Origin of the sequence: Citrobacter meridianamericanus (genome assembly GCF_041320245.1) — a bacterium.
GTDB lineage: Bacteria > Pseudomonadota > Gammaproteobacteria > Enterobacterales > Enterobacteriaceae > Citrobacter > Citrobacter meridianamericanus.
Map to the genome: position 1 here is coordinate 295,407 of NZ_CP101036.1, position 24,363 is coordinate 319,769.

Annotated in this window: 24 protein-coding genes and 1 riboswitch; of the genes, 14 read left to right on the top strand and 10 right to left on the bottom strand. The window is 53.3% G+C overall.

Annotated features, from left to right (window positions below; all coding sequences use genetic code 11):
- Positions 1 to 79: 79 nt before the first annotated feature.
- The gene (locus NMD08_RS01350; protein ID WP_370619411.1) at positions 80 to 1,093 is read right to left on the bottom strand and encodes a magnesium transporter; all 1,014 of its coding nucleotides are present in this window, start codon (positions 1,091 to 1,093) and stop codon (positions 80 to 82) included.
- A 57-nt stretch (positions 1,094 to 1,150) separates the two neighbouring features.
- Positions 1,151 to 1,334: riboswitch (M-box (ykoK) riboswitch) on the bottom strand.
- Positions 1,335 to 1,735: 401 nt separating this feature from the next.
- On the opposite strand from NMD08_RS01350, the gene NMD08_RS01355 reads away from it, so the two are divergent.
- From NMD08_RS01355 to NMD08_RS01365, 3 genes are read left to right on the top strand one after another with little or no spacing between them, the layout of a single operon-like run.
- Positions 1,736 to 2,803 (top strand): HlyD family secretion protein, encoded by a 1,068-nt coding sequence (locus NMD08_RS01355; RefSeq protein ID WP_151216905.1) that lies wholly within the window; start codon positions 1,736 to 1,738, stop codon positions 2,801 to 2,803.
- Positions 2,800 to 5,547, top strand: a complete 2,748-nt coding sequence (rbbA, locus tag NMD08_RS01360; protein ID WP_370619413.1) for a ribosome-associated ATPase/putative transporter RbbA — start codon at positions 2,800 to 2,802, stop codon at positions 5,545 to 5,547. The genes NMD08_RS01355 and rbbA overlap by 4 nt, the downstream gene beginning before the upstream one ends.
- Positions 5,547 to 6,671, top strand: coding sequence for an ABC transporter permease (locus NMD08_RS01365; RefSeq protein ID WP_187259953.1), 1,125 nt, complete (start codon positions 5,547 to 5,549; stop codon positions 6,669 to 6,671). Before rbbA ends, NMD08_RS01365 begins: the two co-directional genes overlap by 1 nt.
- Positions 6,672 to 6,688: 17 nt before the next feature.
- On the opposite strand, the gene nikR is transcribed toward NMD08_RS01365, so the two are convergent.
- The 3 genes from nikR to NMD08_RS01380 form a co-directional block, all read right to left on the bottom strand.
- A complete protein-coding gene (gene nikR / locus NMD08_RS01370) occupies positions 6,689 to 7,090 on the bottom strand; it encodes a nickel-responsive transcriptional regulator NikR (protein ID WP_151216902.1) in 402 nt (133 codons plus the stop codon).
- 49 nt (positions 7,091 to 7,139) lie between these two features.
- Positions 7,140 to 7,718 carry a 4'-phosphopantetheinyl transferase AcpT gene (gene acpT / locus NMD08_RS01375; protein WP_151216901.1) on the bottom strand — a complete coding sequence of 193 codons (579 nt, stop codon included), beginning with the start codon at positions 7,716 to 7,718 and terminating at the stop codon, positions 7,140 to 7,142.
- Positions 7,719 to 7,780: 62 nt separating this feature from the next.
- Complete coding sequence (locus NMD08_RS01380) at positions 7,781 to 8,830, bottom strand: AI-2E family transporter (protein WP_151216900.1); 1,050 nt, start codon at positions 8,828 to 8,830, stop codon at positions 7,781 to 7,783.
- Between the two features lie 132 nt (positions 8,831 to 8,962).
- On the opposite strand from NMD08_RS01380, the gene NMD08_RS01385 reads away from it, so the two are divergent.
- Positions 8,963 to 10,180, top strand: coding sequence for an MFS transporter (locus NMD08_RS01385; protein WP_187253820.1), 1,218 nt, complete (start codon positions 8,963 to 8,965; stop codon positions 10,178 to 10,180).
- 3 nt (positions 10,181 to 10,183) lie between these two features.
- On the opposite strand, the gene NMD08_RS01390 is transcribed toward NMD08_RS01385, so the two are convergent.
- Together NMD08_RS01390 and NMD08_RS01395 are read right to left on the bottom strand one after the other, a co-directional pair.
- Positions 10,184 to 10,741 (bottom strand): DcrB family lipoprotein, encoded by a 558-nt coding sequence (locus NMD08_RS01390; protein WP_151216899.1) that lies wholly within the window; start codon positions 10,739 to 10,741, stop codon positions 10,184 to 10,186.
- Positions 10,742 to 10,813: 72 nt separating this feature from the next.
- On the bottom strand, positions 10,814 to 11,479 hold the full coding sequence (locus NMD08_RS01395; RefSeq protein ID WP_370619415.1) for a 7-cyano-7-deazaguanine/7-aminomethyl-7-deazaguanine transporter: 666 nt from the start codon (positions 11,477 to 11,479) through the stop codon (positions 10,814 to 10,816).
- 168 nt (positions 11,480 to 11,647) lie between these two features.
- Between NMD08_RS01395 and tusA the strand changes: the two genes are divergently transcribed.
- Entirely contained in the window at positions 11,648 to 11,893 is a 246-nt protein-coding gene (gene tusA, locus NMD08_RS01400; RefSeq protein ID WP_005121576.1) for a sulfurtransferase TusA, read from the top strand.
- A gap of 41 nt (positions 11,894 to 11,934) precedes the next feature.
- Here the strand turns inward: tusA and zntA are convergent, their stop codons facing one another.
- Both zntA and NMD08_RS01410 read right to left on the bottom strand, forming a co-directional pair.
- A complete protein-coding gene (gene zntA / locus NMD08_RS01405; RefSeq protein WP_252838540.1) occupies positions 11,935 to 14,133 on the bottom strand; it encodes a Zn(II)/Cd(II)/Pb(II) translocating P-type ATPase ZntA in 2,199 nt (732 codons plus the stop codon).
- 74 nt (positions 14,134 to 14,207) lie between these two features.
- Positions 14,208 to 14,834, bottom strand: coding sequence for a lysoplasmalogenase (locus tag NMD08_RS01410; protein WP_151216897.1), 627 nt, complete (start codon positions 14,832 to 14,834; stop codon positions 14,208 to 14,210).
- 141 nt (positions 14,835 to 14,975) lie between these two features.
- On the opposite strand from NMD08_RS01410, the gene NMD08_RS01415 reads away from it, so the two are divergent.
- From NMD08_RS01415 to NMD08_RS01430, 4 genes are all read left to right on the top strand, one after another.
- On the top strand, positions 14,976 to 15,335 hold the full coding sequence (locus tag NMD08_RS01415; RefSeq protein WP_187259956.1) for a DUF2500 domain-containing protein: 360 nt from the start codon (positions 14,976 to 14,978) through the stop codon (positions 15,333 to 15,335).
- Positions 15,336 to 15,571: 236 nt separating this feature from the next.
- A complete protein-coding gene (locus NMD08_RS01420) occupies positions 15,572 to 16,051 on the top strand; it encodes an Hcp family type VI secretion system effector (RefSeq protein WP_151223961.1) in 480 nt (159 codons plus the stop codon).
- A gap of 6 nt (positions 16,052 to 16,057) precedes the next feature.
- Positions 16,058 to 16,939 (top strand): hypothetical protein, encoded by an 882-nt coding sequence (locus NMD08_RS01425; RefSeq protein ID WP_370619417.1) that lies wholly within the window; start codon positions 16,058 to 16,060, stop codon positions 16,937 to 16,939.
- 1 nt (position 16,940) lies between these two features.
- Entirely contained in the window at positions 16,941 to 17,450 is a 510-nt protein-coding gene (locus NMD08_RS01430; RefSeq protein WP_261990785.1) for a DUF1240 domain-containing protein, read from the top strand.
- Between the two features lie 52 nt (positions 17,451 to 17,502).
- Here NMD08_RS01430 and NMD08_RS01435 read toward each other — a convergent pair whose 3' ends face one another.
- Together NMD08_RS01435 and rsmD are read right to left on the bottom strand one after the other, a co-directional pair.
- Positions 17,503 to 17,778, bottom strand: coding sequence for a DUF1145 family protein (locus tag NMD08_RS01435; protein ID WP_042311836.1), 276 nt, complete (start codon positions 17,776 to 17,778; stop codon positions 17,503 to 17,505).
- On the bottom strand, positions 17,768 to 18,364 hold the full coding sequence (gene rsmD / locus NMD08_RS01440; RefSeq protein WP_151216895.1) for a 16S rRNA (guanine(966)-N(2))-methyltransferase: 597 nt from the start codon (positions 18,362 to 18,364) through the stop codon (positions 17,768 to 17,770). The genes NMD08_RS01435 and rsmD overlap by 11 nt, the downstream gene beginning before the upstream one ends.
- Before the next feature lie 150 nt (positions 18,365 to 18,514).
- Here rsmD and ftsY point away from each other — a divergent pair, with 150 nt between their 5' ends.
- The 5 genes from ftsY (at position 18,515) to livJ (ending at position 24,263) form a co-directional block, all read left to right on the top strand.
- Complete coding sequence (ftsY, locus tag NMD08_RS01445; protein ID WP_370619419.1) at positions 18,515 to 20,041, top strand: signal recognition particle-docking protein FtsY; 1,527 nt, start codon at positions 18,515 to 18,517, stop codon at positions 20,039 to 20,041.
- Between the two features lie 2 nt (positions 20,042 to 20,043).
- A complete protein-coding gene (gene ftsE / locus NMD08_RS01450; protein ID WP_003023420.1) occupies positions 20,044 to 20,712 on the top strand; it encodes a cell division ATP-binding protein FtsE in 669 nt (222 codons plus the stop codon).
- Complete coding sequence (gene ftsX / locus NMD08_RS01455) at positions 20,705 to 21,763, top strand: permease-like cell division protein FtsX (RefSeq protein ID WP_103769551.1); 1,059 nt, start codon at positions 20,705 to 20,707, stop codon at positions 21,761 to 21,763. Before ftsE ends, ftsX begins: the two co-directional genes overlap by 8 nt.
- A 270-nt stretch (positions 21,764 to 22,033) precedes the next feature.
- Positions 22,034 to 22,888, top strand: coding sequence for an RNA polymerase sigma factor RpoH (gene rpoH, locus NMD08_RS01460; protein ID WP_003023425.1), 855 nt, complete (start codon positions 22,034 to 22,036; stop codon positions 22,886 to 22,888).
- Between the two features lie 271 nt (positions 22,889 to 23,159).
- Positions 23,160 to 24,263, top strand: a complete 1,104-nt coding sequence (gene livJ, locus NMD08_RS01465) for a branched chain amino acid ABC transporter substrate-binding protein LivJ (protein ID WP_370619421.1) — start codon at positions 23,160 to 23,162, stop codon at positions 24,261 to 24,263.
- Positions 24,264 to 24,363 lie beyond the last annotated feature (100 nt).

Below are 24,363 nucleotides of genomic sequence, written 5' to 3' on the forward strand. Positions count from 1 at the left end.
TCTAAGCTACAAACTTTATTGTCGATCCACAGCCAGCCTGACTGTGACGCCCGACAACCTGAGCTGCCGGGCGTTATCATTAGTTCAGACCAAGAAAGTGCTGGGCGATTTTAAAGTAGATAATTAACCCGGTACCGTCGATAAGCGTGGCGATAAACGGGGCCGAAACCACGGCGGGATCAATGCCGATACGCTTGAGCACCATGGGGATCACTGATGACACCACGGCGCTCCACAGCGTAATGCAAACCAGCGTCAGGCTGACGATCAGCGTGATTTCCATGCCGATACCCATCATCCACGCGCGCAAGCACCCTGCCAGACCCAGCGTCAGAGCGATCAGCAGCGAAGTTGAAACTTCTTTGCGGATCACCCGGCCCATATCGCGCAGCCGCACTTCCCCCAGCGCCATTGAACGTACCAGCGTCGAAGTGATCTGCGTACCGCTGTTGCCACCAGTACCAATTAATAGCGGAATAAAAAAGGCCAAGGCAATCGCGGATTCCAGCGCTTCTTCAAAATGCTGAAGCACGCTGCTGGTATAGGCTTCTGCGACAAACAGCAGCAGGAGCCAGACCGAACGTTTTTTCCACAATGTCCACGGACTAATTTCCAGATAGGGTTTTTCCAGCGGCAGCGTGGCGCCCTGAAGCTGAACGTCTTCGGTAACATCATCTTCCTGTAGATGAGCGATCTCTTTTTCCATCAGACAACCAATCAGCTCGCCTTTCTCAACGACAGCAACCAGGTCGACTTCGCGTTCGGCTAACTCGGCAACGACCTGCGCCCGTTCATCATCAGGCTTTACATGAAATAAACAGCTGTCCGTAAGATGGTTGATGTTAAGCGACGTATCTTTTTCCTGTAATAAGCGCTTGATGGATAACACCCCGCGCAGCGCTTTTCCTGCCACAACAAAGACCTGGCCTGGAATATCATCTGTTGTGAGTTGGGAAACAAAGTATTCGCGAGCGCCGTTCACGCTGAGATGGTCGGGCAGAGTAATAAAATCGGTGCGCATATATTGCGCGATAGCGTCGCCATTGAAATCCGGCATAGGATGATGGGCGGCGCAGAGTGGCATAGATGACATGATGTAATTCCCTATAAAAAATCTCTCATAGGGGCGAACAAGACAGGGGTTAGCGCAGGCAGATCCCTACGTCCTGGTTTTAGCACTGAACAACGTATCTGTCCGATGGTGAAATCGTCAGAAGTTACCTTGGCAACACCTTGATTCGATGGATGCCTGTATTTCCCTGAGTGGTCTCTCTCGATACCAGCAGGGCGGTAACTTGTATTTGTACAGGAGCCTCGCCATAACGAGATCGGTAAATGAGCCGCTATTATAGGGATGCCTAATCATTGATTATGTTTATAGTTGCGATTGTTTATCAATCGTTGATATACGAAATATTCCTTGTGCCAGGGCTGAACTGGAAACGACAACCGAATAGACATATTGAATCCAGGTGTTAGTATTCAATAGACAGCAGTTATGAGTATGCGTGTTTCATTTCCGGCCAGGAACGCTGATGATGACAACATTACTACCCGATTTCACAGCATTTTCGTCACTCACGTCCTTCGCGGTGTGCGTTGCTTTCACGCCTGTCCGCACTCTGGCCATTATTTCTCATTCCTTCTCATCCCGGATGGAATCTCCCGCTGAATAGCTGTTCAGTGGGCTTTGTGACACGCATCGTTTGATAACAGGGATTACGGCGGGTCGGATATGGATAAGATTAAGCGTCATCTGGTGTGGTGGGGCGCGGGTATTGTGGTAGCGGTTGCCGCAATAGCGTGGTGGATGTTACGTCCTGCGGGAATTCCGGAAGGTTTCGCGGCCAGCAACGGCAGAATTGAAGCTACCGAAGTGGATATTGCCACCAAGATTGCCGGACGAATTGACACAATCCTCGTCTCGGAAGGGCAGTTCGTTCGCCAGGGCGACGTGCTGGCGAAAATGGATACCCGTGTGCTGCAGGAGCAGCGACTGGAAGCTGTCGCGCAAATTAAAGAAGCCGAAAGCGCGGTGGCGGCGGCACGAGCGCTGCTGGAACAGCGGCAAAGTGAAATGCGCGCCGCGCAGTCGGTGGTAAAGCAGCGCGAGGCGGAACTGCAATCGGTCTCTAAACGTCACGTACGTTCCCGCTCGCTGTCCCAGCGTGGGGCTGTGTCTGAGCAACAGCTGGATGACGACAGGGCTGCGGCGGAAAGCGCGCGCGCGGCGCTGGAATCCGCAAAGGCGCAGGTCTCTGCGGCAAAAGCCGCGATTGAAGCCGCCCGCACCAGCATCATTCAGGCGCAAACCCGCGTAGAAGCCGCGCAGGCCACCGAACGTCGTATTGCAGCTGATATTGATGACAGCGAACTGAAAGCCCCGCGCGATGGTCGCGTACAGTACCGCGTAGCCGAACCGGGTGAGGTCCTTTCCGCGGGGGGCCGCGTGCTGAATATGGTCGATCTCAGTGATGTTTACATGACGTTCTTCTTACCGACTGAACAGGCCGGTTTATTAAAGATTGGCGGTGAAGCCCGCCTGGTGCTGGACGCCGCGCCGGATCTGCGTATTCCGGCGACCATCAGCTTTGTGGCAAGCGTGGCGCAGTTCACGCCGAAAACGGTCGAAACCAGCGATGAACGACTGAAGCTGATGTTCCGTGTTAAAGCGCGTATCCCGCCAGAACTGTTGCAGCAGCATCTGGAGTATGTGAAAACCGGTCTACCGGGCATGGCGTGGGTGCGTGTCGATGAAAATCGCCCCTGGCCTGACGACCTGGTCGTGAGGTTGCCGCAATGACGCATCTGGCGCGCCTTCCCGTTCCTCCCGTGGCGCACCTTGACGGCGTGAGTCAGCATTACGGGAAAACGGTAGCGCTGAACAATATCACGCTGGATATTCCCGCCCGCTGTATGGTGGGGCTGATTGGTCCGGATGGCGTCGGAAAATCGAGTCTGCTGTCGCTCATCTCCGGCGCGCGGGTCATTGAACACGGCAACGTGATGGTGCTGGGCGGCGATATGCGTGACCCGAAACATCGCCAGGATGTCTGTCCGCGTATTGCCTGGATGCCGCAGGGATTAGGGAAAAACCTGTACCATACGTTGTCGGTATATGAGAACGTCGATTTCTTTGCCCGGCTGTTTGGTCATGACAAAGCGGAACGCGAAGCGCGGATAACCGAGCTGCTGAACAGCACCGGACTGGCGCCGTTTCGCGACCGTCCCGCCGGGAAACTCTCGGGTGGGATGAAGCAAAAGCTGGGACTGTGCTGCGCGTTAATCCACGACCCGGAACTGTTAATTCTCGATGAACCCACCACCGGGGTCGATCCGCTGTCCCGCGCCCAGTTCTGGGATCTGATTAACAGCATTCGCCAGCGGCAGACCAACATGAGCGTGCTGGTTGCGACCGCCTACATGGAAGAAGCCGAGCGTTTTGACTGGCTGGTAGCGATGAACGCCGGGGAAGTATTAGCCACCGGGAGCGCCCAGCAGCTGCGTGAACAAACCAACAGCGACACGCTGGAGCAGGCGTTTATCGCGCTGTTACCCGAAGCCCAGCGTCAGGCGCATAAGCCGGTGGTGATCCCGCCGTATCACGCTGAACACGAAGAGATTGCTATTGAAGCGAAAGATCTGACTATGCGCTTCGGTAAGTTTGTTGCCGTTGACCACGTTAACTTTCGTATTCCGCGCGGGGAGATCTTCGGTTTTCTCGGCTCCAACGGGTGCGGTAAATCCACCACCATGAAGATGCTCACTGGTCTGCTGCCCGCAAGCGAAGGTGAGGCATGGTTGTTTGGGCAAGCGGTTGATCCGAAGAATATCGATACCCGCAGCCGGGTAGGCTATATGTCGCAGGCGTTTTCGCTTTACAGCGAGCTGACCGTGCGGCAAAACCTTGAGCTGCACGCGCGACTGTTCCATATCCCCGAGGCAGAAATCCCGGGACGGGTACAAGAGATGAGCGAGCGCTTTTCGCTGACCGATGTCGAAGACGCGTTGCCTGGCGCGCTGCCGTTGGGGATCCGTCAACGCCTGTCGCTGGCGGTGGCGGTGATCCATCGTCCGGAAATGCTCATTCTTGATGAGCCGACCTCCGGGGTCGATCCGGTGGCGAGGGACATGTTCTGGCAACTGATGGTCGATCTGTCGCGGCAGGACAAAGTGACCATTTTTATCTCCACCCACTTTATGAACGAAGCGGAGCGCTGCGACCGGATGTCGCTGATGCACGCCGGAAAAGTACTCGCCAGCGGCACGCCGCAGGAACTGGTGAAACAGCGTGGTGCCGCCAGTCTGGAAGAGGCGTTTATCTCCTGGTTACAGGAAGCGGCAGGCCCGGTACCGGAAGCTCAGTTACCGCCAGCCAATGTTCCGAAAGCGCATGAAAATAGTCAGCCGCCGCGGCAGGGCTTTAGCCTACGGCGCTTGTTTAGCTACAGCCGCCGTGAAGCGCTGGAGCTGCGACGTGACCCGGTTCGTTCAACGCTGGCGCTGATGGGCACAGTGATCCTGATGCTGATCATGGGCTACGGCATCAGCATGGATGTGGAAAACCTGCGTTTTTCGGTGCTCGATCGTGACCAGACCGTCAGCAGCCAGGCGTGGACGCTCAATCTGGCGGGATCGCGTTATTTTATCGAACAGCCGCCGCTCACCAGTTATGACGAGCTGGACAAACGGATGCGTTCGGGCGAAGTAGCGGTAGCAATAGAGATCCCGCCAAACTTTGGCCGCGATATCGCGCGTGGCACGCCGGTGAAGATTGGCGTCTGGGTCGATGGCGCAATGCCGAGCCGTGCTGAAACGGTCAGAGGCTACGTGCAGGCGATGCACCAGACCTGGCTACAGGACGTGATGGCACGTCAACCCAATGCCAGAGAGCAAAACGGGCTGATGACCATTGAAACTCGCTATCGCTACAACCCCGATGTGAAGAGTTTGCCGGCGATTGTTCCAGCAGTCATCCCGCTGCTGCTGATGATGATCCCTTCTATGCTCAGCGCCTTGAGCGTGGTGCGCGAGAAAGAACTTGGATCGATTATCAACCTGTACGTTACGCCCACCACCCGCAGCGAGTTTTTACTCGGTAAACAGTTGCCTTACATCGTGCTGGGCATGCTGAACTTCCTGCTGCTGTGCGCGCTGTCGGTGTTTGTGTTCGGCGTCCCGCATAAGGGCAGCTTTATGACCCTGACGCTGGCCGCGCTGCTGTACGTCACCATTGCCACCGGGCTTGGGCTATTCATCTCTACGTTTATGAAAAGCCAGATCGCGGCCATTTTTGGTACGGCAATTATTACGCTGATCCCGGCGACGCAGTTTTCCGGGATGATTGACCCGGTCGCCTCGCTCGAAGGGCCTGGACGCTGGATTGGCGAAATTTACCCGACCAGCCATTTTCTGACCATCGCGCGCGGGACGTTCTCTAAAGCGCTGGATCTGACGGATCTCTGGCAGCTGTTTATGCCGCTGGCGATAGCCATTCCGGTGGTGATTGGTTTGAGCGTATTACTGCTGAAAAAACAGGAGGGGTGATGCGCCGACTACGTAATATTTATAACCTCGGTATCAAAGAGTTACGCAGCCTGCTAGGCGACAAGGCGATGCTGACGCTGATTGTCTTCGCCTTCACGATTTCGGTTTACTCCTCCGCCACCGTCCTTCCGGGCTCGTTGCACCTGGCACCGATTGCCATCGCCGATATGGACCAGTCGCAGTTGTCGAATCGGATTGTGAACAGCTTTTATCGCCCGTGGTTTTTACCGCCGGAGATGATCACCGCCGATGAGATGGATGCCGGGCTGGATGCCGGACGCTATACCTTCGCCGTGAATATTCCGCCTGATTTTCAGCGTGATGTGTTGGCCGGGCGTCAGCCGGATATTCAGGTTAACGTCGATGCCACGCGGATGAGCCAGGCTTTTACCGGCAACAGCTATATCCAGAACATCATCAGCGGCGAGGTGAACAGCTTTGTGGCCCGTTACCGTGACAACAGTGAGCCGCCGGTGGCGCTGGAAATGCGCATGCGCTTTAACCCCAATCTGGAACCTGCACGCTTCGGTGCGGTGATGGCAATTATCAACAACATCACCATGCTGGCGATTGTGCTCACTGGCTCGGCGCTAATTCGCGAGCGCGAGCACGGGACAATAGAACATCTGCTGGTGATGCCGGTGACGCCGTTTGAGATCATGATGGCAAAAATCTGGTCGATGGGGCTGGTGGTGCTGGTGGTTTCCGGTCTGTCGCTGATGCTGATGGTAAAAGGCGTGCTCGGCGTACCAATTGAGGGATCGATTCCTCTGTTTATGCTGGGGGTGGCGCTGAGCCTGTTCGCAACCACTTCGATCGGTATTTTTATGGGCACGCTGGCGCGCTCTATGCCGCAGCTGGGACTGCTGATGATTCTGGTGTTGTTGCCGTTACAGATGCTCTCTGGTGGTTCTACACCGCGTGAAAGCATGCCGCAGGTGGTGCAGGACATCATGTTGACGATGCCAACGACGCATTTTGTGAGTCTCGCGCAGGCGATACTTTACCGTGGCGCAGGGTTCGGTATTGTCTGGCCGCAGTTCCTGACGTTGCTGGCGATTGGTAGTGCGTTCTTCATGATAGCGCTGCTGCGCTTTAGAAAGACGATTGGTACGATGGCGTAAACATCCGGCACAGGCACTCACTCTTCTTTCGGCAGGCACTGCAAATGACCGTGGCGCACCCCGCGTTGGGAGATCACGTCATCGGCAAAATGTTGCACATCGCCCATGTCGCCTTTTAGTACGGCGATTTCCAGGCAGTCGTCATGGTTGATGTGCACGTGCAGTGTAGCGACCGACAAATCGTGGTGGTGATGCTGGGTCGAAACAATGCGGCTCGCCAGGTCACGCTTCTCATGCTCATAAACATACGAAAGCACCGCGAACCCTTGTGTGCCGTGCTCCTGGGTCGTTTCCTGCGCCAGTGCGCTGCGCAGAATATCGCGGATCGCTTCGGAACGGTTGTGGTAGCCACGGCGTTGGCTCAGGCCGTCGAGCGTTTCTAATAAATCGTCATCAAGTGTGATGGTGATACGTTGCATCAGATTTCAACCTTACGATATTGCGCGGCGGCGCACGGGAATGAAAGCGTTACAGCCTTTGTACGGCGTCGGCGGTCAGGGTAAACGGCGTTGGCGTGCATACCGCCAGGCTCAGGGTGTCAAACTGGCACTGGCTGACAGAGAGCGAGGAAGTTAGCGCGGTACTGTCGACGCTGACAATTTGCCAGGCGCTGCCGCCGCGCTGTTTAACGATAGCTTCTTTACGCGTCCAGATGCGCCAGAATGCTGCCAGTTGCTGCTCCGGGTGTTCAGCCTCGACTTCGGCATGTTCTCCGAGACTGAATACCGTATTTGCCAGCGTTTGCCAGTTATCTTGTGGGCGGACGACTTCAATATCGCAGCCGACTTCCCCTTCGTCGCTGAGCAGCAGGGCGATATCATCGCCGCTGTGGCTGAGATTGAACCACAACGGGGTGTCGGCGGAAAAAGCCGGTTTTCCTTGCTCGCCGTAGACGATGTCCGGTAATGGTGAAAGAACATGGGAAAGCAGCACCCGGCCTGCAATCCAGCGCGCACGGTGAGCTCCTTGTGGGGCTTGTTCACTCAGTGCGTTGGGCAGTGCGTCAGTGCTTAAAACAGAAACTTTCCCAAGAACGATCCGGTACATATCAGGGCTAACCTTTAGTAATAATGGGGTTGTGTACCATTCTTCACATGCTGTTTGCAAGTTTATCCAGGCAATCGGCTTTTGGGCCTGCCGGGTCCAAGCAAAATTGCCAGTTTGCTGCCGCCTGTGGTCGTTTCCATCCAGATTTTACATACGCTGGTTAACGGCACAGAGAGCAGCATGCCTACCGGGCCGAGTAGCCATCCCCATACCAACAGAGAGAGGAAGACGATAAGCGTCGATAATCCCAAGCGATGTCCCATCATGCGAGGCTCGAGGATATTGCCAATCACCATATGCACCACCAGGAACAGCGCGCCAACCAGCACACATTCGTAAATGCCGTTGAACAGTAGCGCCTGGATCATGGGCGGGACGGCGGAAATGACCGAGCCAATGTTGGGCACGTAGTTTAGCAAGAAGGCTAGTACGCCCCACATCAGAGCAAACTGAATCCCCATTAGCGCCAGCCCCAACCAGACGATAGCGCCGGTCCATAGGCTGAGCAACGTTTTCAGCGCCAGATAGTGAGATACACCCTTGAGCGCCCGATGCAGCCCCGCAATATGGATTTGTGGGTTGTTCAGCGCAAAGCGCAGCTTATAAGGAACATGACGCACCTCAAACAGCATAAAGACGACCGTCATTACCAGCAGAACAACGCTGGCCATGGCGCCGGAAAGACTTGTCATCAGCGTGGTGGTGAAGGTCATTATTTTGTCGGAGTCCATGCGTTGTAGCATGCGCTCCGGGGACATATGCAGATTTAGAAAGGGAAGCATCTCTTGCAGATGCAGGACCTTGCGCGTCAGCTCCTTATTGTATTTGGGCAGCATGGCCATGAATTCAGTGATCGAAGATGCCAGAACGCCGACCAGTGCCGTGAGGACGATCAGCATGACCACTACCACGAGCGTAATGGCTACCGGGCGGCTTACTCCCCGGCGAATAAACCAGGTGACCAGCGGATTCAATACAATGGCAAAAAAGAGGGCCAGCAGCAGCTGTACAATGATATCCGCCGCAGCATGAATACCCGCGAGGATCACCACCAAAGCAGCCAGTTTGAGTAAAATGTGCAAACCCGTTTTATCGGGCTGAGCAGTTGTCATATTTTCTTCCTGTTTGCGTTTTGCATTAAGTGTAGCGGCTGGCTTGCGGCTGAGATTCCTAAACTGACTGCTGATTTCTGTGCGGCAACATGGTAGAAATGAAACACTGTTGTGAAAACGTGGTGACCCTCCATGCCCGAACCCGTCGCTGAACCGACGCTGAGCGGTTTACGCCTTAATCTGCGCATTGTCTCTGTGGTGATGTTCAACTTCGCCAGCTATCTGACCATCGGCCTGCCGCTCGCGGTATTGCCGGGCTATGTCCATGATGTGATGGGGTTCAGCGCCTTCTGGGCTGGATTGGTCATCAGCCTGCAATATTTCGCTACGCTGCTGAGCCGTCCACATGCCGGTCGCTATGCCGACCTGCTGGGACCAAAGAAGATTGTGGTATTCGGACTGTGCGGCTGTTTTTTAAGTGGTCTGGGCTATTTACTGGCGGGTTCAACGAACGACTGGCCGCTGGCCAGTCTGCTGCTGTTATGCCTGGGTCGCGTGATCCTTGGGATCGGGCAAAGCTTTGCCGGGACCGGCTCTACGCTGTGGGGCGTAGGGGTCGTGGGTTCAATGCACATTGGGCGGGTGATTTCCTGGAACGGAATCGTGACCTATGGTGCGATGGCGATAGGCGCCCCACTGGGTGTACTGTGTTATGCCTGGGGTGGCTTACAGGGGCTGGCGCTGACGGTAATGGGCGTAGCGCTGTCGGCAATATTGCTGGCGCTTCCTCGTGAGGCGGTAAAGGCCAGCAAAGGCAAACCGTTGCCGTTCCGCGCGGTGCTCGGGCGCGTCTGGTTGTATGGTATGGCGCTGGCCCTGGCCTCCGCCGGATTTGGCGTGATCGCCACTTTCATTACCCTGTTTTATGATGCCAAAGGCTGGGACGGCGCGGCTTTCGCGCTGACGCTTTTTAGCTGCACGTTTGTGGGCACGCGTCTGTTGTTCCCAAATGGGATCAACCGCTTAGGCGGACTGAATGTGGCGATGATCTGCTTTAGCGTCGAGATTGTTGGGCTGTTACTGGTCGGGATGGCTTCCATGCCGTGGATGGCAAAAATCGGTGTTCTGCTGGCCGGGGCGGGGTTCTCGCTGGTTTTCCCGGCGCTGGGCGTGGTGGCGGTAAAAGCCGTCCCGCAGCAAAACCAGGGCGCTGCGCTGGCGACCTACACGGTGTTTATGGATTTATCGCTGGGGGTTACCGGGCCGCTGGCTGGGCTGGTAATGACGTGGGCGGGCGTGCCAGTTATCTATCTGGCGGCGGCAGGGCTGGTAGCAGTGGCGTTATTACTGACCTGGCGGTTAAAAAAACGGCCTCAGGTGGGGTCACCGGAGGCCGCGTCATCGTCTTAACCGTTACTGGATAACCAGCGTGTTAATGATGTTTTCTGCTGTCGTCTGCGCTTTTTGCTGATCGTCAGCAGGCAGCGTGATTTGCAGGGTCAGCAGTTGGTTATCTACTTTGCCTAACACCACAGAAGAGTAAGCGGTCTGGCCTTTAGCCGAGATGATGCTGTCTAACTGCTGCAGCGTGTGGCCTTTCAGCTCAATGGATTTATTGGTGACGACCTGCAGCTGCGGGTCGCGGCTACGTTGCTGCTCTTCCAGGCGTTTTGCCAGCACAGCCAGGTCGTCGTTGGTATTGTCGCCGACAATCACAATCACCGCTTTCTGGCCGGTTGCGTCAGAATAGACGTGCATATTGTTCGCCTGAGTCCCCAGCTTACCGCTCTGATCGGTCATATCCGCTGGCAGAGAAAAACTGAGTTTGCCGTCCAGCAGGCTGACCGGTTGTCCGGTGGCGTTACTTTCTGCGGCAGTCTTCTCTGCTGGCGCTTTTGTATCGCTATTATCACAGGCCGCAAGCCCCATAACCAGCAGGCCAATACCGACATATTTAACCAGATTGCGCATTGACTTCTTCCTTTCGATAAACGGCCATAACGGCTCATTCGTCCATCTTATCACAACTCGGAAAATGAACCTTTAACTCGTCTGCAATGCAGAGATTTCGGATTTATCTGCGAGCCTTTTCAGCAGCATATTCAGCAGCACGCCGTACATCGGCAGGAAGAAAATAATGCTGATCAGCACCTTGAAACAGTAATCGACCAGCGCGATTTCCATCCAGTGTTCGGCCATAAAGGCATCCGGGCTGCGCCAGAAGGCGATAAAGAAGAAGGCTAACGTATCGCTGATGTTGCCAAACAGGGTGGAGGCCGTTGGTGCCAGCCACCAGCGACGGTTCTGGCGCAGGCGGTTAAAGACATGCACATCCAGAATTTGTCCCAGCGCGTAAGCCATAAAGCTGGCGGCGGCGATACGGGCAACAAACAGGTTAAAGTGCAGCAGTGCGCCAAATCCCTGCCACAATCCCATATAGAACAGTGATGAAACGACATAAGAGATCAGCAGCGCGGGGATCATCACCGCGAAGATGATGCGTCGTGCCAACGGCGCGCCAAAAATACGCACGGTCAGGTCAGTGGCGAGGAAAATAAACGGAAAGCTAAACGCGCCCCATGTGGTATGGAAACCAAAAATGGAGATCGGTAGCTGCACCAGATAGTTGCTGGAGGTGATCACCAGCAGATGAAATAGCGATAGCCAAAACAACGCTTTTACGCGCTGAGATTGTGTAAACGGAGTCATATTGTGACCTTTTTGTTGGATGGGGTGAGGGAACCCAATAAAAAACCGTCGCATGATACTGCTTTAAGAACACATTGCAATGGTTGTTTTTCACGCAATCGTTAACCTGATTGGCTTACGTCACAACAGAGCGTAAAATAACGCCGTTTTTGAATGAACGAGACTACGATGAGCGATCTGTTTACCTCTCCCGACCATACTCTTGATGCTCAGGGGCTGCGCTGTCCGGAACCTGTTATGATGGTGCGCAAAACCGTGCGCGGCATGCAGGCGGGTGAAACACTGCTGATTGTCGCCGACGATCCGGCGACAACCCGTGATATTCCCGGTTTCTGTACCTTTATGGAACATGAGCTGGTGGCCAAAGAGACCGACTCGCTGCCGTACCGCTATCTGCTGCGTAAAGGTCAGTAGTTTTGTTTGCCGGATGGCGCCAATGCTTATCCGGCAAAAAACTATCCTTTACGTAACAACCGCAGCGCGTTAGCGGTCACCAGTACCGTCGCCCCCGTATCTGCCAGTACAGCCAGCCACAGTCCGGTTATCCCGAGCAGTGTGGTGACGAGGAAAATCCCCTTCAGACCCAACGCAATCGCAATGTTCTGGCGAATATTGGCGTGGGTAGCGCGTGCCAGTTGAATCATTTGCACCAGACCACGCAGGCGGTTGTGGGTCAGGGCGGCATCGGCGGTCTCCAGCGCGACGTCGGTTCCGCTCCCCATGGCAATACCGATGGTGGCTGCTTTCATCGCCGGAGCGTCGTTGATGCCGTCGCCAACCATCGCCAGCGGCGACTGTTGGTTGAGATGGGTAACGGCCTGTACTTTATCTTCCGGCAATAGCCCCGCTTTGAATTCAAGACCCAGTTCGCCTGCAATGGCGGCCGCTGCACGTGGGTTATCACCGGTCAGAATCACCCCTTTCACGCCAATCTGATTAAGTTCGCTGATGGCGTGGCGGGCATCCTCGCGTAGCGTGTCCTGTAAGGCCAGCACGCCGAGTACGGCCTCGTTACGTAGCACCAGCACCACCGTTTGGCCCGCGCTTTCAAGTTCGCTTATCTGCCCGGCAAAAGCATCGGCAGGTTGCTTACCGGCGGCGCAAATCAGCACGCGCTCGCCATCGACCAGCGCTTCAATGCCAGTGCCGACTAATGCGCGCTGTTCTTTCGCGACAGGTATAACCAGTTCACGCGTTTGTGCTTCCCGAACAATCGCCTGCGCCAGCGGGTGTGTCGCGCCTTGCTCTACTGCCGCCGCCAGCGCCAGTAGTTCAGCTTCACCAATACCGCTCGCCGGGTGAATCGCCGTGACGCGCGGTTTACCCACGGTCAGAGTGCCGGTTTTATCAAACGCGACCTGCGTAACTCTACCCAGTTGTTCCAGCGCGGCCCCGCCTTTGATTAACGCGCCACGACGCGCCGCGGCGGCAAGGCCAGAGGTAATGGCTGCGGGGGTTGAAATCACCAGCGCGCATGGGCAGCCAATCAGCAGCAGCGTCAGCCCTTTATAAATCCACTCCTGCCAGGATGCGGCAAACAGCAGCGGTGGTACAAGGGTGACCAGCAGCGCAACCGCCATAATGGCTGGGGTGTAGATCCGGCTGAAACGATCAATAAAGCGCTCAATGGGAGCGCGACGTTCATCCGCTTCTTCAATCAACTGCAAAATACGGTCAATGGCGCTGGCACCCGGTTCGGAGAGCACTTCCAGCGTGACCAGACGATCCACGCTGGTGGCGCCTGCCGGGACTTTCTCGCCGGTGGCACGTTCAACCGGGATCGATTCGCCGGTCAGGGCGCTTTCATCAAAACTGGCAAAACCGGAAACCAGTTTGCCGTCAGCTGGTAAACGCCCACCCGCGGCAACTTCGATAATATCGCCAGGGCGGAGGGTATTAATAGCCACCTCTTCGCGTTCGCCGTTACGCAGACGTGTGGCGGTTTCCGGTTTGAGCGCCATCAGCGCGCTGACCCCTTTACGGGCACGGCTGGCAGCCCATCCTTCCAGGCGCTCGCCAATTAAAAACAGCAGCAGCACCATGGCGGCTTCCGCCGTCGCGCCGATAAACAGCGCGCCGATGGCGGCCACGCTCATTAACGTTTCAATGGCAAAGTAGCTGCCAGTTTTCATCAGACGCAGAGCCTGACGGGCAATGGGGTACAGACCGACCAGGGTGGTAGCGATAAACGCTATCTGGCCGAAGGGGTGATTGAATTGCTCCAGCCCCCAGCTAATCGCCATCATGATAATCAGCGAAATCAGCGGCAAGTTTTCTTTAAAACGTGACTCGGGGGCGGCTTCCGTCGCGTTTTCATCGCGCAGGGTATAGCCTGCTTTTTGCACTGCGTTTTCAACTTGCTGGCGGATATCGGAACTGGCGTCGACGACCAGTTTTTCGGTGGCAAACAACACCTGGGCCTGGTTGACGCCGCTGACCTGGCGGGCTGCATTCTCTACTTTTCGGGCGCAGGCCGCGCAGTCCATGCCTGCCACTTTCCAGGAATAACGGGTACCTATTACGGTATCGGATACGGGGGGTGGGGTAGAGCAACTTCCCTCGCAGCAGCAATCGTCAGCCTTTTGTGGCGCAGGGACTGGCTTGAAAGAAGAGAATTGTGGGGCTTTTTTGCCATTGGTAGCGGGTGTCGGCATGGCATCCTCCGGTTGATAATCATTTCGTATTAACCGGAGGATACACTCTGGAGTCGACTCCAGAGTCAAGCTTTTTAAAGATACAACGAACGAACAATCAGGAAATGTCCGGCGAAGTAGCAGGCGGCTGCAATGGCGTTATCGGCGCGGAAGCGGCGACGATAATGGCTACTCAGCCAGACAATATTGCCGATGAACAGGAGTGATGCGCCCATAAATGCCGACAGCGCCGGAGCGGTCGGGCGGAAGAACCACAGTTCGCCAGCCATCCAGACCATCATCAGCGTGATGCCAATAAAGGTACAAATAGCAACGCGCAACTCTTCCAGACGCGTCCAGATCACGGCAATCAGCAACGCCCCCAGCACCGCCAGTACCAACGGCAAAGGCCAGAAGAGCGACAGCGTCATTTGGCTGGCGAAGTAAATGGTATACAGCAGATGCGACAGGAAGAATGCCCCTACTGCGTACAGCAGGCGTTGGCGCGGCAATAGCGTCAGCGCGTCGCCCAGCAGCGAGGCCAGCAAGCCAGCCAGCACCAGGTAACTGATAGCGTTAAACATTGGTGCCTGCCAGGCCAGCAGCGCCAGCAGGAGTAACGTCAGGGGTTTAAAGACCCAGCGTTGCCAGGCAGGCCCACGATAGGAAGCATCCACGAACAACCATGCGGAAAGGCAGACAGCGATAAACGACCAAAGCATCTTAGTTCCTTGAATTCGTTATTTTTTCGTAAGCGGGGTGCTTACGGCTCTATTGTCCAGTGTAGAGGTCGATACTGCCAGATGACAACACCATAACGGGCAATGTATGCTTATTTCCGCATTTTCTGATGGGTTAATAATATGAGCAAACCACCACTTTTTTTCATTGTTATCATTGTCTTAATCGTTGTCGCAGCGTCGTTTCGCTTTGTTCAGCAGCGACGTGAAAAAGCGGATAATGATGCCGCGCCGCTGGTACAAAAGCAGGTGGTGGTGACGAATAAGCGGGAAAAGCCGCTTAACGACCGACGCTCCCGTCAACAGGAAGTGAGTCCGGCGGGAACCAGCATGCGCTATGAAGCCAGCTTTAAGCCACAAAGCGGTGGCCTGGAACAAACGTTTCGTCTGGATGCTCAGCAGTACCATGCGTTAACGGTCGGAGATAAAGGAACGCTGAGCTACAAAGGTTCGCATTTTGAAGGGTTTACGCCGGTGCAATAATGCCGATCGGCGCTGTGTTTATCGCATCAGCGCCGACAATAAATTTAAATTAAATATATAATGCTTCTGAAGTATATTTTTTATTAATTTCTTGATAATTATTTCGCAGGTTATATATTTATTGCTTACCTAAAAACATCGATCGCATCACTATTTTTTCACCCGCCTTTCACTATTCTTCTATTTCAACTTCATCGTATATATAGATATTTTTAAAAATAGACTAAGGGATTTATATGGCGAATACAATGTGGCTGGCCTTAAATGGGCAGACGCAGGGTTTGATTTCTGCTGGATGTGCTTCAGTAAGTTCAATCGGGAATAAATCACAACCTGCCCATCGTGACCAGATAATGGTAATGACAGTTAACCATGGCATGAGCCGGGTACAAAATGTGAACCATCAATGTTTGACGTTTATTAAGCCGGTAGATAAATCCTCGCCTTTGTTAGGAAAAGCTATAACAGACAATGAAACATTGAACTGTGAATTTAGCTTCTATCGCACGAGTCCGGCGGGTTTAAATGAGTGTTATTACGCGATAAAACTTATCAATGCCAGAATATCCAGCATCCATTTACAGGTACCTCATACCATTGATGATAGTGCGGGTCAGCCAGAAGAAATCATTGAGCTTTCGTATGAGTCAATCACCTGGGAGCACATTATGGCAGGAACCAGCGCATACAGCCTGTGGGATGAGCGAATTTATTAAGGGATAATGATGGAAAAGTATTATGACTGGGTAAGGAATCACCGTGAAGATATTCTGAGAGGAAATAACTGGCAACATAATCAGCGTATTGAAAACGAAATCAGAAAGCTGAAGAATAATCTGAATAGCAATACACAACACATCATGCTACTAACGCTCGAAGAGGCGCAGGGTGTGATTGCTGATTTGCTGGGCAGCAAAACCGTCAGCTTTTCGACGAACTATGCCGGTAATATCAAAGATACAGCTGATGCGACGAAAAAACTGTTAAAGCTTTTTTCTTATCAGCAAGCCGGAAAGATTGTCTTCACCTTAAAAGGACTTGGTGTCAAAGCAACGCAATATGCTTACCAGGGAAAACTGTATGTGAAGATTACCGGCTACCCTTCTCTGCGGCGCATTCTTAACGGCACCCGTTACCGGATAAATCATCCTAAAGTACTTGAAGTGGGCATTGGCAGCGCCGGGTTTCGAAATGGGATAATGTCAGGGGCCAGATTCTGCATCTGGTTTTCCGCATGCTGGCGGTTGGTTGAGCTGGTGTTTAAATCCGAGCATGACGTCGCTGCATTGCTGGGAAATGTGACGATGGATGTGGCGAAGGTGATTGTAAGTGTTTTTGTCTCAAGATTATCAGGTAATATTATTCGTTGGGGGGGGGCTTTTTTTGTAACGAGTGCGGCTGTTCCAGTTTGGGGAGAAATTGTTGGTGCTGTTGCGTTAGGTTTCTTCATTGCTTATGCCCTCAATGAAGTGGACGAAAAATACGAGCTATCAGACAAACTTATAGCGTGTATTCGTGATGGGATGAAAGAGCAGCAAAAAATTGCAGAGTGGAACTCTCGACACTCTGGATATAGAGGTTCACTTTACGGTGGAATTTATTGATATGAACTTTAATATTAATCTGGAGAATATTAAGAAAAGATGTAAGTTATTTTTTTTTATGCTTTTTGTTGGTGGGGTTAGTTGGGGTTTTTATCACGCCAGTGTGCCAGACATTACCGATCTTATTGAATTCAGGAGTATTGTTTATTTTTTCTGGGGTTCATTTTCTCTGCTGCTGATGTTTCCTGTGGGTTTTTTCTTTGTTTTATGTATTGCCTACGTGACCTTTACGAAAAGCATGCAGCCGCCTAAATTCTTCGACAGGGCATTTACTATCGGTATCCATATTGCGGGTGTAGGGTTTGTTGTTGGCAATATCCTCTCTTTTATTGTTATTTTTTATCCTCTTGGTACTCACTATGTTTTATGTGAGCGTCCAGGTCCGACGTCTGGTACCTATTACACCCGAACCGAAGAGATTTGCGAGCAGGTGAAACACCTGCGAAAAACAAGAGCCAGCAGAGATATTCCAAAACTGAAAGATCAGCTGGACGGCGTATCACCACCGTGATGGTGTTTAACAGGCCCGGCTCGCTACGCGCCGCCGGGCGAAAAGATCGCCGTTATTTCTTCAACTGATCTTTAATCTTCTTTTGCCAGACCAGCAGCTCAAAGACGCCAAACAGAAAAATACGGATTTTCTCCCCGCTGGTCATCTGCGGGCCATCTTTGGGCATGGTGCTTTTTAGCAGCGCCAACTGCATGCCGTGCATCAGCACCATAAATATCAGTGCGACGTTAACGAAGATGTTAAGCGGGCGTGGAAAAGGTTGGAAAATATTCAGTAGTAAAAATGCCCAGACGCACAGCATCAGCAGGCGTCCCAGGTTAATCAGCATTGTGTTCTCCTCGTGCTTCACGTTGGTACAGGCGATAGGCGACCTGTCCGGCGACTTTCTCACGGTATAGCGACCAGTTCACCGGAACCGGCGGCAAACCGTTTTCAACTTCGCTTTCCACGTAAATATACGCTTCGTTCGCCAGCCAGCCATTCGTTTCCAGAAGAGTTAATGTTTCTTCCAGTAATCCTTTGCGAAACGGTGGGTCAACAAACACCACGTTATGCGGCGTACCTGCCTGAGCCAGAAATGCCAGTGTATTCGCGTTAACGACTCGGGCGTGATTTGCCTTCAGCGTGGCGAGATTCTTTTGGAGCTGCTGAGATACCGCGCGATCCATTTCCAGTAGCGTTGCATTTGCCGCATAGCGAGAGAGCGCTTCCAGCCCCAGTGCGCCACTGCCAGCGAAGCAGTCCAGGCAGTGGGCATCGACCATTACCGGCGCCAGCCAGTTGAACAGCGTTTCGCGTACGCGGTCGGTGGTCGGACGCAATCCGGGGCTGTCCGGAACCGGGAGTTTACGGCCTCGCCATTGCCCGCCAATAATGCGGATCTGTCCGCTGCCAGAGTGATTCGGTTTTTTCATTTCTATTATTGCTCAATCCGCCTATAGCATGTCATTCCAGGCGGTGATGTGAGTTAAGTTAAGTGATAGACTATTTCATCATTTTTTTAGCTGCTATGTACATAGCGTTGACGCTGTGCCATGAAGCAACAGCGGGGAGTGTAGTCGCAAATGGCGAAAGAGAAAAAACGTGGCTTTTTTTCCTGGCTGGGCTTTGGTCAAAAAGAGCAGGCACCGGAAAACGAGACAGAAGTAAAAAACGAAGAACAACAACCGGTTACTGAAGAAATTGCCGTCGTTGAGGAACCGTCTCCCGCGCAGGAAACCCATAGCGAAGCAGAAACGGAAGCATTTGCTGCTGAGGTTGTGGAAGTCACTGAGCAGGTTGCGGAAATCGAAAAACTGCAGCCGGAAGAAGAACCGGTTACCGAACAACCGCAGCCGGAAATTGAGCCGGTTGCTGAACCCATTGCTGAAACTGTAGTGGAAACGCCAGCTGCGGCGGTTATCGAACGCGAAGAATTGCCGCTGCCAGAAGAGGTGAAAACCGAAGAAGTTTCTGCCGAAGAGTGGCAGGCCGAAGCGGAAACCGTGGAAATCGTTGAGGCGGCTGAAGAAGAAGCTGAAAACGAGCCGCAACTGACCGACGAAGAGCTCGAAGCACAGGCGCTGGCCGCTGAGGCTGCTGAAGAATCGGTTATGGTGGTGCCGCCAGAAGAACCTGCTGTAGAAGAACCGGAAGAAGAAGAGGTAGTCCAGGAGCAGGAAAAACCGACGAAAGAAGGTTTCTTTGCGCGCTTGAAACGCAGCTTGCTGAAAACCAAAGAAAACCTTGGTTCCGGATTTATCAGTCTTTTCCGGGGTAAAAAGATCGACGATGATCTATTTGAAGAGCTGGAAGAGCAACTGCTGATTGCCGATGTGGGCGTAGAAACGACCCGCAAGATCATTGCGAATCTGACGGAAGGCGCCAGCCGCAAGCAGCTCAAAGACGCAGAAGCGCTGTACGGTCTGCTGAAAGACGAGATGGGCGAGATTCTGGCGAAGGTTGACGAACCGCTGAATGTTGAGGGTAAAACGCCATTTGTTATCTTAATGGTTGGCGTTAACGGTGTGGGGAAAACCACCACCATCGGCAAGCTGGCGCGCCAGTTTGAGCAGCAGGGAAAATCGGTGATGCTGGCGGCGGGCGATACTTTCCGTGCGGCGGCGGTAGAGCAGCTGCAGGTCTGGGGTCAACGTAACAACATTCCGGTGATTGCTCAGCATACCGGCGCGGATTCTGCGTCCGTCATCTTTGATGCCATCCAGGCGGCAAAGGCGCGTAACGTAGACGTGCTGATCGCTGATACCGCAGGGCGTTTGCAGAATAAATCGCACCTGATGGAAGAATTGAAAAAAATCGTTCGCGTCATGAAGAAGCTGGACGTTGATGCGCCGCATGAGGTTATGCTGACTATCGATGCCAGTACCGGGCAGAATGCGATAAGCCAGGCCAAACTGTTCCATGAAGCAGTGGGCTTAACCGGTATCACCCTGACCAAGCTGGACGGAACGGCGAAAGGCGGGGTCATTTTCTCGGTTGCCGATCAGTTTGGCATCCCTATCCGCTATATCGGTGTGGGCGAACGTATCGAGGATTTACGTCCGTTTAAAGCGGGCGATTTTATAGAGGCACTTTTTGCCCGAGAGGATTAACAATGATTCGCTTTGAACATGTCAGCAAGGCCTATCTCGGTGGGAGACAAGCGCTGCAGGGAGTGACCTTCCATATGCAGCCTGGCGAGATGGCGTTTCTGACCGGCCATTCCGGCGCGGGGAAAAGTACCCTGCTGAAGCTGATCTGTGGGATTGAACGGCCCAGCGCCGGGAAAATCTACTTCAGCGGGCATGACATCAGCCGTTTGAAAAACCGTGAGGTACCGTTTCTGCGTCGTCAGATTGGTATGATTTTTCAGGATCACCACCTGTTGATGGACAGAACCGTGTTTGACAACGTGGCAATCCCGCTGATCATCGCGGGTGCCAGTGGGGACGATATTCGTCGTCGCGTGTCAGCGGCGCTGGATAAGGTAGGGCTGCTGGACAAAGCGAAAAACTTCCCGATTCAGCTCTCCGGCGGTGAACAACAGCGCGTGGGCATCGCCCGTGCGGTGGTGAATAAACCTGCGGTACTGTTGGCGGATGAACCAACGGGTAACCTGGATGACGCGCTGTCAGAAGGGATCCTGCGTCTGTTTGAAGAGTTTAACCGCGTCGGGGTCACGGTATTAATGGCTACGCACGATATTGGCCTGATCTCCCGTCGCTCCTATCGCCAAATGGTTCTGAGCGATGGGCATCTGCATGGAGGCCTGGCGCATGAATAGACGTGACGCTATCAATCAAATCAAACAGTTCGGTAGCCGACTGGATCGTTTTCGTAAATCGGGCGGTGCGCCTGGTGACGGCGGTCGCAACGCGCCAAAGCGGGCAAAAGCCGCGCCAAAACCGAACTCGCGGAAAACCAACGTCTTTAACGAGCAGGTACGTTACGCGTTCCAGGGCGCGTTACAAGACCTGAAAAGTAAGCCGCTGGCGACGTTTCTGACGGTGATGGTTATTGCCATCTCCCTGACGCTGCCAAGCGTGTGCTACATGGTTTATAAGAATGTAAACCACGCGGCGAGCCAGTATTATCCGTCCCCGCAGATCACCGTTTACCTGCAAAAAACGCTGGATGATGATGCGGCGGCGCGAGTAGTTGGTCAGTTGCAGGCTGAGCAGGGCGTGGAGAAAGTGAATTATCTTTCTCGCGACGACGCGCTGGGCGAATTCCGTAACTGGTCTGGCTTTGGCGGCGCGCTGGATATGCTGGAAGAGAACCCGCTGCCGGCTGTGGCGGTGGTGATCCCGAAACTGGATTTTCAGGGCACGGAATCGCTGAACACCCTGCGCGACCGTATCGCACAAATCAACGGGATTGATGAAGTGCGGATGGATGACAGCTGGTTCGCTCGCCTGGCGGCGCTGACGGGCCTTGTCGGACGCGTTTCCGCGATGATTGGCGTGCTGATGGTGGCGGCGGTCTTCCTCGTCATCGGTAACAGCGTGCGTCTGAGTATTTTTGCGCGTCGCGATACCATTAACGTCCAGAAACTGATTGGTGCGACGGATGGATTTATCCTGCGTCCGTTCCTTTACGGCGGCGCGCTGTTGGGTTTTTCCGGTGCATTTCTTTCACTGATTTTGTCAGAAATTTTGGTGATGCGACTGTCGTCAGCGGTGACTGAAGTGGCACAGGTTTTCGGGACCAAGTTTGATATCAACGGCTTATCATTCGATGAATGCCTGCTGTTACTGCTGGTGTGCTCAATGATTGGCTGGGTGGCAGCCTGGCTTGCCACGGTTCAACATTTACGTCACTTTACCCCCGATTAAAAAATCTCTGGTATAATCTTTCCCTGCACTGAGTCGTTCGCTCTGCAGGGAAAGAGTCCCTGTAACCTCTTCCCGATGCATTCACCGTGATGTCACATTTTGTGCGTAATCTATACACAGTACGACATGGAACTTGTGGATAAAATCACTGTCTGATAAAAGATTGAATGATATTCTCGTTGCTCATAAGCTCTGGCATGGTTGTTGCTACTGGTTTTTGCTAATTAGCATTTTGCCAATGCGCCAGATGAAAAGATTGAGAGGATTTGAATGACCAAAGAAATGCAAAATTTAGCTTTAGCCCCTGTTGGTAACCTGGAATCTTACATCCGGGCTGCAAACGCGTGGCCGATGTTGTCGGCTGACGAGGAGCGGGCACTGGCTGAAAAGCTGCATTACCAGGGCGATCTGGAAGCAGCTAAAACGCTGATCCTGTCTCACCTGCGCTTTGTTGTTCATGTTGCTCGTAATTATGCGGGCTATGGCCTGCCGCAGGCGGATCTGATTCAGGAAGGTAATATCGGCCTGATGAAAGCCGTGCGCCGTTTCAACCCGGAAGTGGGTGTGCGCCTGGTGTCTTTCGCCGTGCACTGGATCAAAGCTGAGATCCACGAATACGTTCTGCGTAACTGGCGTATCGTTAAAGTCGCGACCACCAAAGCACAGCGTAAGCTGTTCTTTAACCTGCGTAAAACCAAGCAGCGTCTGGGCTGGTTTAACCAGGACGAAGTCGAAATGGTTGCTCGTGAGCTTGGCGTGTCCAGTAAAGACGTGCGTGAAATGGAATCCCGTATGGCGGCGCAGGACATGACGTTTGATATGTCTTCAGACGACGAGTCTGACAGCCAGCCGATGGCACCGGTTCTGTATCTTCAGGATAAGTCATCTAACTTTGCTGACGGCATTGAAGAAGACAACTGGGAAGATCAGGCTGCAAACAAACTGACCCACGCAATGGAAGGTCTGGACGAACGTAGCCAGGACATCATTCGTGCTCGTTGGCTGGATGAAGATAACAAGTCAACGTTGCAGGAACTGGCCGATCGCTACGGCGTCTCCGCTGAACGTGTTCGTCAGCTTGAAAAAAACGCCATGAAAAAACTGCGTGCGGCGATCGAAGCGTAATCTTCCTGCCAAACTGGAAATGCTAATAAACCCTGGATGAAAATCCGGGGTTTTTTGTTTTTATCTCTCCTTCTCTCTCCTGACGTTCTATGCTTTTTGTCATCAAGTTGTTATCTGCATGTCAAATTTAGCTATTCCATAATCATAAAAATCGGGTATGTTTTAGCAGAGTATGCTGCTAAAGCACGGGTAGCTATCCAATAATTGAAATAAAGTGCTGAACAACAACATCACAACACACGTAATAACCACAATAATGGGGATTGTCAGGATGAATATGAAGGGTAAAGCGTTATTGGCAGGATGTATCGCCCTGTCTTTGAGCAATATGGCGTTTGCTAAGGATATTAAAGTTGCTGTTGTCGGCGCGATGTCCGGTCCGGTAGCACAATATGGCGATCAGGAATTTACCGGCGCAGAGCAGGCGATTGCAGATATTAACACCAAGGGCGGCGTGAAAGGCGACAAACTGGTCATGGTGAAATATGACGATGCCTGTGACCCGAAACAAGCGGTAGCGGTTGCTAACAAAGTGGTCAACGACGGGATTAAATACGTTATCGGTCACCTGTGCTCTTCTTCCACTCAGCCTGCGTCAGATATCTATGAAGACGAAGGTATTCTGATGATCACCCCAGCGGCTACGGCGCCAGAGCTGACCGCACGCGGCTATAACCTGGTGTTACGTACCACCGGTCTGGATTCCGATCAGGGCCCTACGGCCGCCAAATATATTGTTGAAAAAGTGAAGCCGCAGCGCATTGCGATCGTTCACGACAAACAACAGTACGGTGAAGGCCTGGCGCGTTCCGTGCAGGACAACCTCAAGAAAGCCAACGCTGACGTGGTGTTCTTCGACGGGATCACCGCCGGTGAGAAAGATTTCTCTACGCTGGTGGCGCGTTTGAAGAAAGAGAACATCGATTTCGTTTACTACGGCGGTTACCACCCGGAAATGGGGCAGATCCTGCGTCAGGCACGCGCTGCGGGTCTGAAAACTCAGTTTATGGGACCAGAAGGGGTGGCGAACGTGTCGCTGTCTAATATCGCCGGTGAATCAGCAGAAGGCTTACTGGTAACGAAACCGAAGAACTACGACCAGGTACCAGCGAACAAACCGATTGTGGACGCCATCAAGGCCAAGAAACAGGATCCGAGTGGTGCATTCGTATGGACCACCTACGCTGCGCTGCAATCTTTGCATGCTGGTCTGAACCAGTCTGACGACCCGGCTGAAATTGCCAAATACCTGAAAGCAAACTCGGTGGAAACCGTCATGGGGCCGTTGTCCTGGGATGCGAAGGGCGATCTGAAAGGCTTCGAGTTTGGCGTGTTTGACTGGCATGCTAACGGGACGGCGACAGACGCCAAGTGATTTTCCCGGCGCCTTTCGCGCCGCAGGTGTGTTGGCTGCGTTATTCAACCCCGGTCACTTACTTATGTAAGCTCCGGGGATTTTATAACTTGCCGCCTGC

Bases quoted from the DNA above. Each gene is read 5' to 3' on its own strand.
- rpoH (WP_003023425.1), top strand. From the start codon at position 22,034: ATGACCAAAGAAATGCAAAATTTAGCTTTAGCCCCTGTTGGTAACCTG.
- acpT (WP_151216901.1), bottom strand. From the start codon at position 7,718: ATGTACCGGATCGTTCTTGGGAAAGTTTCTGTTTTAAGCACTGACGCA.
- ftsY (WP_370619419.1), top strand. From the start codon at position 18,515: ATGGCGAAAGAGAAAAAACGTGGCTTTTTTTCCTGGCTGGGCTTTGGT.
- tusA (WP_005121576.1), top strand. From the start codon at position 11,648: ATGAGCGATCTGTTTACCTCTCCCGACCATACTCTTGATGCTCAGGGG.
- NMD08_RS01365 (WP_187259953.1), top strand. From the start codon at position 5,547: ATGCGCCGACTACGTAATATTTATAACCTCGGTATCAAAGAGTTACGC.
- nikR (WP_151216902.1), bottom strand. From the start codon at position 7,090: ATGCAACGTATCACCATCACACTTGATGACGATTTATTAGAAACGCTC.
- NMD08_RS01410 (WP_151216897.1), bottom strand. From the start codon at position 14,834: ATGCTTTGGTCGTTTATCGCTGTCTGCCTTTCCGCATGGTTGTTCGTG.
- NMD08_RS01425 (WP_370619417.1), top strand. From the start codon at position 16,058: ATGATGGAAAAGTATTATGACTGGGTAAGGAATCACCGTGAAGATATT.
- zntA (WP_252838540.1), bottom strand. From the start codon at position 14,133: ATGCCGACACCCGCTACCAATGGCAAAAAAGCCCCACAATTCTCTTCT.
- NMD08_RS01380 (WP_151216900.1), bottom strand. From the start codon at position 8,830: ATGACAACTGCTCAGCCCGATAAAACGGGTTTGCACATTTTACTCAAA.
- ftsX (WP_103769551.1), top strand. From the start codon at position 20,705: ATGAATAGACGTGACGCTATCAATCAAATCAAACAGTTCGGTAGCCGA.
- NMD08_RS01420 (WP_151223961.1), top strand. From the start codon at position 15,572: ATGGCGAATACAATGTGGCTGGCCTTAAATGGGCAGACGCAGGGTTTG.
- ftsE (WP_003023420.1), top strand. From the start codon at position 20,044: ATGATTCGCTTTGAACATGTCAGCAAGGCCTATCTCGGTGGGAGACAA.
- NMD08_RS01395 (WP_370619415.1), bottom strand. From the start codon at position 11,479: ATGACTCCGTTTACACAATCTCAGCGCGTAAAAGCGTTGTTTTGGCTA.
- rbbA (WP_370619413.1), top strand. From the start codon at position 2,800: ATGACGCATCTGGCGCGCCTTCCCGTTCCTCCCGTGGCGCACCTTGAC.
- NMD08_RS01355 (WP_151216905.1), top strand. From the start codon at position 1,736: ATGGATAAGATTAAGCGTCATCTGGTGTGGTGGGGCGCGGGTATTGTG.
- livJ (WP_370619421.1), top strand. From the start codon at position 23,160: ATGAATATGAAGGGTAAAGCGTTATTGGCAGGATGTATCGCCCTGTCT.
- NMD08_RS01415 (WP_187259956.1), top strand. From the start codon at position 14,976: ATGAGCAAACCACCACTTTTTTTCATTGTTATCATTGTCTTAATCGTT.
- NMD08_RS01390 (WP_151216899.1), bottom strand. From the start codon at position 10,741: ATGCGCAATCTGGTTAAATATGTCGGTATTGGCCTGCTGGTTATGGGG.
- NMD08_RS01435 (WP_042311836.1), bottom strand. From the start codon at position 17,778: ATGCTGATTAACCTGGGACGCCTGCTGATGCTGTGCGTCTGGGCATTT.
- rsmD (WP_151216895.1), bottom strand. From the start codon at position 18,364: ATGAAAAAACCGAATCACTCTGGCAGCGGACAGATCCGCATTATTGGC.
- NMD08_RS01430 (WP_261990785.1), top strand. From the start codon at position 16,941: ATGAACTTTAATATTAATCTGGAGAATATTAAGAAAAGATGTAAGTTA.
- NMD08_RS01385 (WP_187253820.1), top strand. From the start codon at position 8,963: ATGCCCGAACCCGTCGCTGAACCGACGCTGAGCGGTTTACGCCTTAAT.
- NMD08_RS01350 (WP_370619411.1), bottom strand. From the start codon at position 1,093: ATGTCATCTATGCCACTCTGCGCCGCCCATCATCCTATGCCGGATTTC.